The following is a 13,079-nucleotide window of genomic DNA, read 5'->3' as shown; positions in this document are numbered from 1 at the left end:
AGATTCAAGGGTTCTGCAAAAACACCACATACCCCCGAAACCACTCATTCCCTTGCAAATACCCTGGCGCCTCCCACTCGCCGCCTTGAATCAAACCGATCTTGAACGGAACTCCCATTCGGTTCATCCGTGGCAGGTACGCCGCGTAATCCGGGATGCTGTGCCGCCCTTGATACGTCTGCACCACCACTTCATCCACCACGCCTTTGAGCTGGGCGATGGCGGCCGGGTCGGCGTTGCTGCTCCAGTCCATCAGGCCGGTGATGCTTAACCGCAGGTCGGCAGGCAGACGCCGGCGCAGGTCGCGCAGAAAATCGGCGTATTCGTGCAGGTACTGGGTGCGGGCGTCGAAGTCGATCTGGATGCCGATCACAGGGTTACCCGCGTCGCGCCAGCGTTGCACCTGGCCGAGCAGTTGGGTGTAGACCTGTTCCGGCCAGTGCAAGGTGTGGGCGCGATAGACCACCCAGATTTCGCCTTGGCTAATGCGTGGCACGCTGATGCCTTGGGCGATCAATTGCACGCCGCGCTGGGGCGCGCGGCGGGTGGAGTTGATTTGGCCTTGCAGGATGTACAGGGTTTTTGCCTGCTTGATCACAGGCTGAGGCGTGACACCACTCCACAGCCAGAAAGCGTCATAGTCGCGAGCGTCGACGGCGCCGAAAGCCGGGCTTGCCAGCAACAACAAGCCCAGCCACAGCGACTTCACCAGTAGTACTGCAGCGACTTGCCCCACTGGGTATCGGCAAAACCGGTCTTGAGTTGGCGGAACCAGGCTTTGCGCACCGCTGGCGCAACGTCTTCACCCCCGCAGCTGTTGTAACCGGCCGGCGCGTAGCAGTTGATGGCGCGGAACAACGCGTACGCCTTGTCGGTTTTCGGTGCTTTGGCGTTGGCGATCACCTGTTTGTAGCCGTCCAGCCGCGAGAAGGTTTCACCCTTGAACTGCGATTCGGTGCTGCCCAGGCTGCCGGCGGCGCGGGGTTGTTCCAGTGGCATGCCGTCCAGGCCGTTGCGCAGGATGAACTCACCGAAGCAGTTCAAGGCGTGGGGGTTTTTGGCCTCTTCCTGCAAGGTCGCGGCGGTTTGCGCGATGCTTGGGCAGGCGTAGCCGGATTCGGCCTTGTCACCATTCCACTGGAACAGCTTCAAGGTCTGGCCGCTGGTGTAGGTGTAGCCCAGGCTGGTGCCGAGCTTGTCATCAGAGAGCGAGGCCTGCTTGAGGTCATCGGCAAAGGTCGCGAACTGGCGGTGCAGCAGGTCTTTGTAGAGCAGCACGAATTGCGCGCTCTGGCGTTCGGTCGGGTCGCTGGCGTTGGCGATCTGCTGGCGCAGCAGGTCGGCCCCGGCGACGTTGCGCAGCAGGATGTAGCGCACTTGCTTGGCGCTGATCGGCGAATCGGTTGCGAACACCTTGGCCAGTTGGCCGCTGCGCTCATAGTTCATCGCCAGGGCCAACTCCAGTTGGTCGCGTTGCAGCGGTTGCTTGGCCAGCGGTAGCATTTGCAGCCACAGGCTCTCGGCGCCCTTCCAATCTTGCTTGGCCTCCAGTGCCAAGGCGCGCAAGGTCTGCTGGCTGAAGGCAAAGTAGTCGAGGTTCGACGGCATATCCGCAGGCAAATGCTTGAGGGCAGCATCAGGTTGATGCTCAACGTACAGGGCATACGCCGCTTGCAGGTAGTCGAACAATGCCGGTTCGTTGGCGAATGTGCTCTTTTGCTTGTCGAGGTCTTCGCGGCTCAACAGCGGCGGCGTATGGGCGCGCATCGCCATCAGGTCGCTGACCACTTGCAGCATCGGGCTGTTTGCCGAGTTGTTGCCGACCATGAGCAACTTGAGGTCGGCTTCTTCGACCAACTCGTCGACGCTCACGTTACGCTGGGCGTCAGTGGCCTCGGTGAATTGCCAGGTGAAGTCTTCGGCGAGCTTGGCGTCGTCGTTCGCCAGCCAATGCACGCGGCGCAACAGGCCACGGGCGGACGCAACGTAATCGCCTTGTGGATAATGTTTCAGGTAACCGAGAAAGCCTTCTTCGGCGTCGCTCAAGGCAGACTTATCCACATGCTCGCGTTGCGGCATACCGTACTCATCGAAGGCCTCGGCCTGGGCCCGGTTCAACGAGGTACGTGCGGTCATGTACAGCGCGGTCTCTTTCAGCCAAGGCAGATCGCTGGTCGCGGCGGCGGCGAAACCGCGCTCGGCGTAAACGAAGCGACCGCCGTAGAAATCGGCGGCGGCCTGCAGGTAGGTGCGAAACAGCTGGGCATTGGCCGAGGGCGTCAACTGCGCGTCCACCACCTGGCCTGTGAAGTCACAGGTGGTCAGCAACTGCAATCGCGCTTTCACCAGCAAGTCACGCTCGGCTGGCGGCATATCGGCTTTGATCACCTGACTGATAAACGCCGTGGCGCTGTCATCGCTGTTGCTGCGGCAGCGGCTGCCTTCGCCATTCAGGAACGCTTCACCGGCAGTCTTGTATTCCTCGCGCTTGATGCCCAGCGGTTGGAGCAGGGTGTCGAGTTCGGCCGTGCGTGAATCGTCCGCTTTGTTATCGGGCTCATCATTCGCGGCCGGCACCGGCACCAGGCGATACACCGGAAACGGCACCGGGCCGAAACCCTGGGCCAAATCGTCTTCGCCCAAGGCATTGGGCGTCAGCGGCGCGGCTTTTTTGTCGGCCAGCAACAGGCGCAGGTTGACCCGGCTGTCGTTGCCCGGGCTGAGAAAGGGCTGGTTGCTGCACGGTTCGAGGCTGTCACGCGAGACACGCCAGTCGGGGTAGCATGAATCGTCGGAGCTGGCCTGAGCCTGTAGGGAAATACCGGCCAGGAGAGCCAGTGCCAGAGGTGACAAAAAACCGATGCGCATGACGTGTCCTTGATCCTGAGTCCTTGGAGGGCCCCAATAATAGCCTGTTCTGAGCTGTGCTTCGGTGAGGTCCTACGCAAAATACCGATTTGTCCGATTCCAGCGGCGAAGCCTGGGCTTTTGTCCTAGAGTGGCGGTGTTTGCGCTCAGGCAAGCGAGCTAATGCCAGGGGTATTGAAGTGCGTCGGTCTGTGGTTGAGCAAAACGAAAAAGCCGGAGCGCTGCCAGCCTTGCAGCGCCTGACCTGGCAAGGTGCTGGTCGACTCAGCCGTCTCTGGTGGGTACCGATCCTGGCGCTGGCCATGGCCCTGCGGTTTTACCACCTCACCTCGGCGGCGATCTGGGGCGATGAAGGGTCGAGCCTGTTGCTCAGTGAATACGCCGTGGCCGACCTGTGGTTTAACGCGGCCCATGATGTGCATCCGCCGCTGTATTTCTTCCTGCTGCGCGGCTGGATCGAAGTGTTCGGCGACAGCATCGGGTCCATTCGCAGCATGAGCGCGCTGCCAGGCGTAGCCGTGGTTGGCTTGGGCATCTGGCTGACGCGGCAACTGTCTACTCGGCGCGCGGCGGTGCTGGCGGGCATCCTGCTGGCGCTGTTGCCGACGGCGGTGCGCTACAGCCAGGAAGTGCGCATGTATTCGCTGCTGGGCGTGTGGCTGCTGGGCGCCACGCTGGCGCTGGTGTACTGGATGCGTCAGCCCGAACGCACGCGCTATTTGGCCGCGTATGTGCTGTTGATGAGTGCCGGTTTCTACACGCATTACTTCACCGCGCTGTGCGTGCTGGTGCATTGGGCTTATCTGGGGATGCAGGCGCCAGGCCAACGTTTGATAACGCGGCCTGCATGGTGGGCGGCCAACGTGGTGATCGTGTTGTTGTACCTGCCTTGGCTGCCGAACCTGTTGGACCTGGTGCAGCATGTCGACCAGCTCAAGGTGGGCGGCGACATCGGCTGGGAAGAGCCGGTCAACCTGCTGTCTGTGCCCTCGATGATCTGGCAGTTCGTGTTGCAGGATGCCGGCGATGATTTGTGGACGCCGCTGTTCTGGATATTTCCGCTGCTGCTGATTGCGGTGGTGTGGATGACGGCCTGGCGCCACCCGGGAGCTCGTTTGCCGGCGTTGTTTTTCTTGTTGCCGTTGCTGTTGGTGTATGGCGTGTCGTTTATCTCGCCGGTCTTTATCGAGCGCTACCTTACGGTGTATGCCCTGGGTTTGCCGATCGTCCTGGCGCTTGCCATCGACCGCTTGCCGTCACGCTTGTCATGGCTGGGCGCAGCGCTGTGGGTGCTGTTTGTGGGCATGGAACTGCTGGGCCTGAAGAACAACTTCGAGGTGGATGAGCACGACCAATTCAACGTGCCGGTGGAGTTCGTCAATCGCAATTACCAGGAAGACGACCGCATCGTCCTCAGCGATATGATGTGGTATCTGAGCTACGTGTATTACGACCAGACCGACGCGCAACTTCAGCTCTACACACCGCCCAAACCCGACGGCACCTCGACACGACCGAATGCCTATGGCTTCGGCACGCTGGTGGATCAGGATGGCGGGCGAATCTATCTCGACCGTCTATCGGCGTTGCCGGCCACCACCCGGCGCGTATGGCTGATCAGCAGCAACGAAGCCCCCGACGACTTTGCCCCGCTGCCGCAAGGCTGGCACGAACTCAGTCGCCAGGACGGCGGTGGCGCGCGGGCGCGATTGTTCGTGTTGTGCAACGTGCCCGCACCGCAGCCCGAGGGTTGCCGCTAGACTCGGTTAACCCTTCACCCTCAGGAGTTCATCATGGAATCGCCAGTGCATAGCTTGCCGTCATTGTTCAAACAGCTTGGGTTGGAAGATGACCCGGTCAGCATCGATCAGTTTGTGGCCGCTCATTCGCCGCTCAAGCCCGAATTGAAACTGGCGGATGCGTTTTTCTGGACGGCCAGCCAAAAAGCATTTTTGCGTGAGGAGATTCTCGAAGATGCGGATTGGGCGGAGGTGGTGGATGAACTGAACCTGATGTTGCGCGGTGGGCGAGGGGTGTAAAAAACTTAGCCGTTACGCTAAAACTTGAAAAAATCTGGTGAGGGTTGAAAAAATCTGGGCTTTAATCGCGTCAGTGAACTTTTTCTGAGGTTACGCGATGTCTTTGGTCGGTTATGCCCATCTCCATCAGACCCTCGGGCTGAAAGCCATTGCGCCTGCCCGTACCGCAATGGTCAAGCCTGTCACGCGGATTTCGATGATTGGCGATTGCCTGGCCGTTCCCCATGGAGTGGCGCCTGCTGCCGATTCAGTGCTCGACCATATTCTCTTTGCCCTCAAACACGAAGGCATCAACCTCGGCATCCTTGCCCAGGCACTTGAAGCGGTCAGCGCGGACCAACTGCTGCAAGAGCTGGATAAAGCACCCAACGGCGTATTCATCCGCAAAGCCTGTTATTTATGGGAGGGCCTGACCCTCCAACGGTTGGACTACAGCAAGCCAATCAACAGCCGCGTTTCCCCTCTGTTTGATCCGCAACGCTACGTAACCGGGCCTTCTACGCGTAATTCCCGCTGGCGGATCGACTTCAACGGTTTGGGTTCTTTGGCCTACTGTGCGACTGTTGAGCGTACGCAGGAAATTGATGCCTTGATGAGCCTCGATGTCCTGGGCCGTGCGAAATCCTTCATGGCCACCCTCCCACCCGAAATGATGGACCGCGCCATTCAATGGGCGTACCTGCACGAAACCCGCGATTCATTTGCCATCGAAAAAGAACAACCCAGCGAAGAAAAATCCCGCCGTTTCGTCCAACTACTGCGCCAGGCCCACGAAGGCCGCTTGCTCACCGAGGACTACTTGGTCGAGTTGCAAAACAGCACCGTCTCCAACCCCTTCGACAAAGCCGTCGCGTTTCGCCACGAACAAAATCATCTGCACAACGGCCTGCGCGGCGCCGCCGGTGTGAGCTACGTCCCGCCAGCTCCCGCGCTGTGCCAGGAGCTGATGGAAGAACTGATGGCCTTCGCCAACCAGCCCGTGCGAGACGTTGATCCCTTGGTCGCGGCTGCCGTCACTGCTTTCGGCTTCGTGTTCCTGCACCCGTTCATGGACGGTAATGGCCGCCTGTCTCGCTTCCTGATCCACCAGACGCTTTGTCATTACGGCGCACTGGGAAATGGCTTGTTGCTACCAGTCTCCGTCGCCATGAAGCACGAGGAACAAGCCTATCTGGAGGCGCTCAAGACCTTCTCCCAGCCGACGCGGGAATTCTGGAACGTTACTTGGCTGGACGGCGACCACATGGCGTTCGACTTCATCGGCCACCCCTCGATCTACCGCTACTGGGACGCCACCCGCTGCGTCGAATTCACCCTGCAAATGGCCCGCCGCGCACTGGAAGTCGAACTGCGCGAAGAAACCGAATTCCTCGACCGCTACGACCGCGTGATCAAGGCCGTGAATCAACGCTACGACGTGCGTGGCAGTGATTTGTCGAAGCTGGTGATGATGTGCCTGGATAACGAGGGCAAGCTTTCCAAGCATCGGCGCAAACAGTTTCAGTACAGCGTGGCGGAGGAGGTGTTTGGGTTTATTGAGGAGGAGGTGGGGCGGGTGATTGAGGAATGTGGCAATCAGCCCTCGCCGATCTGAGGCATCAATGTGGGATTTAACTTTCTGGTGGCCAGTGGCGAGCTGTATGCACCAGAGCCACAATCCTCACTACTTCGGGCTCAACTTGATAAACAAGGCGGTAGCTCGGGTGCGGAATGATTTCGCGTGTTCCCGCAATCCGGCCTATTGGGCCAATTTCGGGGTTATGTGCTAATCCAAGTGCTGCCATGCTGAAGCGCCGGTCCATGTCGGCTGCGGCTTGTGGATTTTTCTCAAACAGAAAATCCCAGATATCTCTACGATCCTGCCCTGCCTCGGGCGTCCACGCGACCCTCATCCCTGACTATCTACTTGAGCGCGCCTGGCTGCGAATTCAGCTTCCAAATCTTCATTGGAAACCTCTCGGCCTGCGCGAATGGATGCACGAGAAGCATCAACTTTGCGTTGCAAAAACTCATCGTACTCTCGCGAATGCTGCTGGGCCTGAACGAATTCACGCATCATTTCGCGTACGATTTGCGATGCAGGACGATGGGAGGCTTCGCATTCAGCCATGAACTGGTCGCGAAGCTCTGGTTCAAGCTTCATTGTAAAAACGGCTAATTTGGACATCAGCGATTCCTCCGCAATGGTATGCACAAAGTATATACATCGTCATTACCGAATGGCGTTTGGAAAAAGCTGAGATGACTGACGGTAGAGATCAATATGTTGGTTGCACAGCCTCAACCATCCCCCCTATAGCTCGCCCCGTCGCCGCACATCGGCGATCGGATTTGGCGATCCGAAATTCTGTGACGCGTTACAGCGTTCCTACCCCGTGCGTTTTTCCTTGGATGAAGGCATTGGGTTCTATGGCGGCTGTGCGCGGGAGATCTTCGGATCTGCCGGGTTTCACAGATAACCGGTTCGCCAACCTGCGTACAGCTGCCACCCTTATTCGTTTGGCGACGGGAGAAGGTGGTTCAAATCCTTATCTGTGAGGTTTATCGATGGACCAATACAAGCCGCTTCAAACCAACCCCACCGGCGTTCCCGTCCTGGCTTTCAACACCTTTGCCCCATCGCACCTGCTCCACGAAACGGCGCGAAGCCGCATACGTATCGGCACTGAGCTTTTGGAGACCCTCGTCTCAACAAGCGACAACCCAAACCTCCATCACTTGGTCACTGCCGCATTGGTTTCACTGCGCGATGGCCTGGACATGCTGGGCGAGATCCAGCGTCGCCTCGATGGTCAGGCTGAAAAATAGCCCGGGCATCCGACGCTGATCCAAATGTGGGAGGGGGCTTGCTCCCGATGAGGGCGTGTCAGTAAATGCATCAGTGGCTGACCCCTCGCCATCGGGAGCAAGCCCCCTCCCACATTCGCCCGGCGGTGTGGCCGCTGAATCGCTCCATCCATCGAGAAATTGTTTCAAAACTTGACGGCTCTTCCTCCCTCCACCATATTAATAGTTAGCAAACTAACTGTATGCGAACTATCCAGTGTCCCAATCCCTCGAACAACTTCAGATGAACCTGAGCAGCAGCATGGTGGTGGGCGCCCGTAACTGGCGCAAAATCTGCCAGACCACGCTGGTCAGCTATGGCATCTCCGAAGCCTGCGCCGTGCCGTTGTTGATGATCGGTCGCTTGGGTGACGGTGTGCACCAGGTCAAAGTAGCCCAGGCCTCCGGTATGGAAAGCCCGTCATTGGTGCGCCTGCTCGATCGGCTGTGCGGCGACGGCTACGTATGCCGCACCGAAGACATCCACGACCGCCGCGCCAAGGCCCTGAGCCTCACCGAGCGCGGCCGTGAACTGGTGCAGGCGGTAGAAGCCCAACTGGTTCGCCTGCGCAAGGAAGTCCTTGTGGATATCGCGCCCACCGACCTGGAAGCCGCACTGCGCGTGCTGCGCGCCTTCGAAGCGGCCGAGGCTGTGGCGCCTTGAACGGATTTTTTACCGGCTTCCCGCCCGCCCGCGACTGGTTCTACGGGGTCCGCACGTTCGCCGCGTCGATGATTGCGCTGTACATCGCCATGCTGATGCAAATGCCGCGTCCGTACTGGGCGATGGCTACCGTGTATATCGTCTCCAGCCCGTTTGTCGGGCCCACCAGTTCCAAGGCTTTGTACCGCGCCATTGGCACCTTTATGGGGGCAGCGGCGGCGGTGCTGTTTGTGCCGATGTTCGTGCAGTCGCCTTACCTGTTGGTGGTGGTGATCGCGTTATGGACGGGCACCTTGCTGTTCCTCTCCATGCACCTGCGCACGGCCAATAATTACGCCCTGATGCTGGCCGGCTATACCTTGCCGCTGATCGCCCTGCCAGTGGTGGATAACCCCCTGGCGGTGTGGGACGTGGCTGAAGCGCGTACCGAAGAAATCTTCCTTGGCATCGCGGTCGCAGCGGTGGTGGGCGCAATGTTCTGGCCACGGCGCCTGATGCCGGTGTTCGATGGCTCGGTGGCCAAGTGGTTCAGCGATGCTCAGGTCTATAGCCAACGCTTCCTCACCCGCCAGATTGACCCTGAAGCGGTCAGCAACCTGCGCGGCGGCATGGTTGCCACCTTCAACACCCTTGAGTTGATGATCGGCCAGTTGCCCCACGAAGGCGCGCGGCCGCAAACGGTGCGCAACACCAAAGAACTGCGCGGGCGCATGATTCATCTGCTGCCGGTAATCGACGCGCTGGATGACGCGGTGTACGCCATCGAGCATCGCGCACCGGAGTTTCTCGACCGGCTCAAACCGTTGCTGGAGGAAGCCAACGCCTGGCTGCAAAGCACCACTGAACAAGCGCCCCTGGACCGCTGGCGTGTGCTGCGTGACCAGATCGATGCCGCCCAACCCCAAGGCGAAGCGCTGGATGACCGCCACACGTTGCTGTTCTCCAACGCCCTGTACCGCCTGGGCGAATGGGTCGACCTGTGGCAAGACTGTCGCAGCCTGCAAGCCGCCATTCAGTGCGAAAGCCAGGACACCTGGCGCGCCGTCTACCGCCACTGGCGCCTGGGCCGGCTCACGCCATTTCTCGACCGTGGGCTGATGTTCTACTCGGCGTTTTCCACCGTTACCGCGATCATCGTCGCCTCGGTGCTGTGGATCCTGCTGGGCTGGACCGATGGCGGCAGCGCCGTGATCCTGGCCGCCGTCGCCTGCAGCTTCTTCGCTTCGATGGACGACCCGGCGCCGCAGATCTACCGGTTCTTTTTCTGGACCGCCATGTCGGTGCTGTTCGCCAGCCTGTATCTGTTTCTGGTGCTGCCCAACCTGCATGACTTCCCCATGCTGGTGCTGGCTTTTGCCGTGCCGTTTATCTGTATCGGCACCCTCACGGTACAGCCACGATTCTACCTGGGCATGTTGCTGACGCTGGTCAACACCTCGTCGTTCATCAGCATCCAGGGCGCCTATGACGCGGATTTTCTCAACTTCGCCAACGTCAACCTGGCTGGGCCCGTGGGCCTGCTGTTCGCATTTGTGTGGACCTTGATCGCCCGGCCCTTCGGCGCCGAACTGGCGGCCAAGCGCCTGACCCGTTTCAGCTGGCGTGACATCGTTGGCCTGACCGAGCCCGCAACCCTGAACGAACACCGGCACATGGCCGCACAAATGCTCGACCGCCTGATGCAACACCTGCCGCGCCTGGCCCTTACCGGCCAAGACACCGGCAGCGCCCTGCGCGACCTGCGCGTAGCGCTGAACCTGCTCGACCTGCTGGCCTACTCGCCGCGCATCCTCGGTGTGCCACGGGTGTTGCTCAACCAGGTGGTGGAAGGGGTGGGCGGTTACTTCAAAGCGTGCCTCAAGGCCGGTGAACGCTTGCCCGCACCCAGCGGTCTGCTGATGACCCTGGACCGTACGCGCCGCGCCCTCAACGGCCAGGGCCTGCAAGACGAAGACGACACCCGCCTGCACCTGCTGCACGCCTTGGCCGGCCTGCGCCTGGCGTTGTTGCCCGGTGTGGAATTCATTGGCGGCACGGAAATGGAAGCGCCGCTACCCGATGGAGCGCCTTTATGATCGGTGATCTGGATATCAGCGGGGTGTTCCTGCCTACGCTGCTGGTGCTGATGGGCATTACCTATGTGTTGTTTCTGGTGGTGCACGGGCTGTTGACGCGCATGCACTTCTATCGCCTGGTCTGGCACCGGGCATTGTTCAATGTGGGGCTGTACGCGCTGTTGCTGGGCGCGGTGGACTCACTCAGTCGATATTTGATGACATGAAAAAACCTTTTTTGACTATCGGCCGTGTCGTCCTGACGTTGTTGATCGTGAGTTTCGCGGTCGTCGTTGTGTGGCGCATGGTCATGTACTACATGTTTGCCCCCTGGACCCGTGACGGCCACATCCGCGCCGACATCGTGCAGATCGCCCCGGACGTCTCCGGGCTGATCCAGCGGGTGGACGTGCGCGACAACCAATTGGTGACCAAGGGCCAGGTGCTCTTTGCCGTCGACCAGGACCGCTTCAAGCTGGCCCTGCGCCAAGCCCAGGCCGCCGTGGCTGACCGCCAGGAAACCCTGGCCCAGGCCCAGCGCGAGTACAAGCGTAACCGTGGCCTCGGCAACCTGGTGCCCAGCGAGCAGTTGGAAGAAAGCCAGTCCCGCGTGGCCCGCGCCCAATCGGCCCTGGCCGAAGCCCAGGTGACGGTGGACTCTGCCCAACTCAACCTCGACCGCTCGGTGATCCGCAGCCCCGTGGACGGCTACGTCAACGACCGCGCACCGCGCACCCAGGAGTTCGTCACTGCCGGGCGCCCGGTGCTGTCGGTGGTGGACAGCAATTCCTTCCACATCGACGGCTACTTCGAAGAAACCAAGCTCGACGGCATTCACGTCGGTATGGGCGTGGACATCCGCGTGATCGGCGACAACGCTCGACTGCACGGGCATGTGCAGAGCATCGTCGCCGGTATCGAAGACCGCGACCGCAGCAGCGGCTCCAACCTGCTGCCCAACGTCAACCCGGCGTTCAGCTGGGTGCGCCTGGCCCAGCGGATCCCCGTGCGCATTGCCTTTGACGATGTGCCGGCGGACTTTCGCATGATCGCCGGGCGCACGGCGACGGTGTCGATCATCGACGACAAGGTTAAAGACGGGGACAAACCATGAAGCGGCTTCTGGCAACCGCTTCCCTGGGGTTGTTGCTGTCGGCCTGCCAAGTAGTGGGCCCGGATTACAAACTGCCGGAGCAGGCCGCAGTCAACCGTGGCGACCTGCAAGGACCGATCATGGGCGAGGGCAGCAACGTGGTCTCGGCGCCGGTTCCGGCCGATTGGTGGAAGCTGTATAACGACCCGCGCCTGGACCAGCTGGTGCAGCAGGCCATGGCCTCCAACACCGATCTGCGCGTGGCCGCCGCCAACTTGCAGCGTTCGCGTTACCAGGTGCAGCAGGCTGAATCCGCCGGCGGCTGGAGTGCCGGCGCCAAGGCCGAGGCCCAGCGCTTGCAGGAATCTGGCGAAGCATTTTTGCTGCCGGACAAAGTCCCGGTCGGCAACATCGGCAGCGTCGGCATCACCACGTCCTATCAGTTCGACCTGTTCGGCACCTTGCAGCGCGGCATCGAAAGCGCCAAGGCCAGCGCCGATGCAACCCAGGCGGCGGCGGATATCGCTCGCATCACCCTGGTGGCCGATGTGGTGCGTTCCTACACCCAGGTGTGCGCGGCCAACGAAGAGCTGGCGATTGCCAACGAATCCCTCGACCTGCAAGCGCAGAGCACCAAGCTGACTCAGCGCCTGCGGGATGCCGGGCGCGGCGACGAAACCCAGGTGACCCGCTCGCAAACCCAATACAAATCCCTGCGCGCCGACATTCCGCGCTATGAAGCCTCGCGCCAGGCCGCACTGTTCCGCCTGTCGATGCTGCTGGCCAAGCCCGTAGACCAACTGCCGGCCGGCACTGGCACCTGCGCCGAGCTGCCACACATCGCCCAGTTGCTGCCGGTGGGCGACGGTGCCACGCTGCTCAAACGTCGCCCTGATGTGCGCCAGGCTGAGCGCCAGTTGGCTGCCGCGACCGCACGTATCGGCGTGGCCACCGGCGCGCTGTATCCGGATATCAGCATCGGCGCCACGGTAGGCACCGTGGGCCTGCTGGAAAACCTCGGCACACCGGCCACCAACCGCTGGGGCTTTGGCCCGATGATCAGTTGGACCGTGCCGACCAACGGCGCCCGTGCGCGTATCCATGAAGCCGAAGCTGCGACCCAGGGCGCTTTGGCGCACTTCGACGGCGTGGTGCTCAATGCCATCCGCGAAACCCAGACCGGCCTGGCGCAATACACTGCGGTGTTGCAGCGCCGCGACGCCCTGGCCGAAGCCGAACAGTCGGCGCGAGAAGCTGCCGGCCAGACCCATCGCTTCTTCCAGGCCGGCCGCGAATCGTTCCTGGCCGACCTGCAAGCCACGCGCACCTACACCGATATGCGTGCGCAACTGGCGGCGGCCAACACCCAGGTTGCCATGAGCCAGATCGATCTGTTCCTGGCCCTGGGCGGCGGCTGGGAAAGCGGACGAACGCAAGGGGTAAAACCCGGCAAACCGTGAGGTGATTGCTATGCTTTGTCAGGTGAGGCGCCGTGACGTCTCACCCGACAAAGCTCGCGTTTGCTCATGGGGATT

At 61.0% G+C, this 13,079-nt stretch carries 13 protein-coding genes; 9 read left to right on the top strand and 4 right to left on the bottom strand.

Annotated features, from left to right (window positions below; genetic code table 11):
* Positions 1-4: 4 nt before the first annotated feature.
* Positions 5-709, bottom strand: coding sequence for a DUF3142 domain-containing protein (locus tag E3O56_RS16015; protein WP_103734056.1), 705 nt, complete (start codon positions 707-709; stop codon positions 5-7).
* Complete coding sequence (locus E3O56_RS16010; RefSeq protein ID WP_248128540.1) at positions 706-2,868, bottom strand: outer membrane assembly lipoprotein YfiO; 2,163 nt, start codon at positions 2,866-2,868, stop codon at positions 706-708. Before E3O56_RS16010 ends, E3O56_RS16015 begins: the two co-directional genes overlap by 4 nt.
* 179 nt (positions 2,869-3,047) lie before the next feature.
* On the opposite strand from E3O56_RS16010, the gene E3O56_RS16005 reads away from it, so the two are divergent.
* From E3O56_RS16005 to E3O56_RS15995, 3 genes are all read left to right on the top strand, one after another.
* Positions 3,048-4,628, top strand: a complete 1,581-nt coding sequence (locus E3O56_RS16005) for a glycosyltransferase family 39 protein (RefSeq protein WP_103734054.1) — start codon at positions 3,048-3,050, stop codon at positions 4,626-4,628.
* 33 nt (positions 4,629-4,661) lie between these two features.
* Entirely contained in the window at positions 4,662-4,907 is a 246-nt protein-coding gene (locus E3O56_RS16000; protein WP_103734053.1) for a DUF2789 domain-containing protein, read from the top strand.
* A 97-nt stretch (positions 4,908-5,004) separates the two neighbouring features.
* Entirely contained in the window at positions 5,005-6,501 is a 1,497-nt protein-coding gene (locus E3O56_RS15995) for a Fic family protein (RefSeq protein WP_248128539.1), read from the top strand.
* Positions 6,502-6,517: 16 nt separating this feature from the next.
* Here the strand turns inward: E3O56_RS15995 and E3O56_RS15990 are convergent, their stop codons facing one another.
* Together E3O56_RS15990 and E3O56_RS15985 are read right to left on the bottom strand one after the other, a co-directional pair.
* Complete coding sequence (locus E3O56_RS15990; RefSeq protein WP_103734051.1) at positions 6,518-6,799, bottom strand: type II toxin-antitoxin system RelE/ParE family toxin; 282 nt, start codon at positions 6,797-6,799, stop codon at positions 6,518-6,520.
* Positions 6,796-7,074 carry an antitoxin gene (locus E3O56_RS15985; RefSeq protein WP_032878500.1) on the bottom strand — a complete coding sequence of 93 codons (279 nt, stop codon included), beginning with the start codon at positions 7,072-7,074 and terminating at the stop codon, positions 6,796-6,798. Before E3O56_RS15985 ends, E3O56_RS15990 begins: the two co-directional genes overlap by 4 nt.
* 380 nt (positions 7,075-7,454) lie before the next feature.
* Here E3O56_RS15985 and E3O56_RS15980 point away from each other — a divergent pair, with 380 nt between their 5' ends.
* From E3O56_RS15980 to E3O56_RS15955, 6 genes are all read left to right on the top strand, one after another.
* On the top strand, positions 7,455-7,715 hold the full coding sequence (locus E3O56_RS15980) for a short-chain dehydrogenase (RefSeq protein ID WP_103734050.1): 261 nt from the start codon (positions 7,455-7,457) through the stop codon (positions 7,713-7,715).
* 262 nt (positions 7,716-7,977) lie between these two features.
* Positions 7,978-8,397: a MarR family transcriptional regulator gene (locus E3O56_RS15975; RefSeq protein WP_005783580.1), complete on the top strand. Its 420-nt coding sequence runs from the start codon at positions 7,978-7,980 to the stop codon at positions 8,395-8,397.
* Positions 8,394-10,472 carry an FUSC family protein gene (locus E3O56_RS15970; RefSeq protein WP_223018060.1) on the top strand — a complete coding sequence of 693 codons (2,079 nt, stop codon included), beginning with the start codon at positions 8,394-8,396 and terminating at the stop codon, positions 10,470-10,472. The genes E3O56_RS15975 and E3O56_RS15970 overlap by 4 nt, the downstream gene beginning before the upstream one ends.
* Positions 10,469-10,678, top strand: a complete 210-nt coding sequence (locus E3O56_RS15965) for a DUF1656 domain-containing protein (RefSeq protein WP_003187469.1) — start codon at positions 10,469-10,471, stop codon at positions 10,676-10,678. The genes E3O56_RS15970 and E3O56_RS15965 overlap by 4 nt, the downstream gene beginning before the upstream one ends.
* On the top strand, positions 10,675-11,565 hold the full coding sequence (locus E3O56_RS15960; protein ID WP_032878498.1) for an efflux RND transporter periplasmic adaptor subunit: 891 nt from the start codon (positions 10,675-10,677) through the stop codon (positions 11,563-11,565). The genes E3O56_RS15965 and E3O56_RS15960 overlap by 4 nt, the downstream gene beginning before the upstream one ends.
* Entirely contained in the window at positions 11,562-13,004 is a 1,443-nt protein-coding gene (locus E3O56_RS15955; RefSeq protein WP_122734895.1) for an efflux transporter outer membrane subunit, read from the top strand. The genes E3O56_RS15960 and E3O56_RS15955 overlap by 4 nt, the downstream gene beginning before the upstream one ends.
* The last annotated feature ends 75 nt before the right edge of the window (positions 13,005-13,079 follow it).

The sequence above is a fragment of the Pseudomonas sp. W2Aug9 genome (assembly GCF_023127755.1).
Lineage (GTDB): Bacteria > Pseudomonadota > Gammaproteobacteria > Pseudomonadales > Pseudomonadaceae > Aquipseudomonas > Aquipseudomonas synxantha_A.
This window is presented reverse-complemented; position numbering and strand designations above follow the sequence as displayed.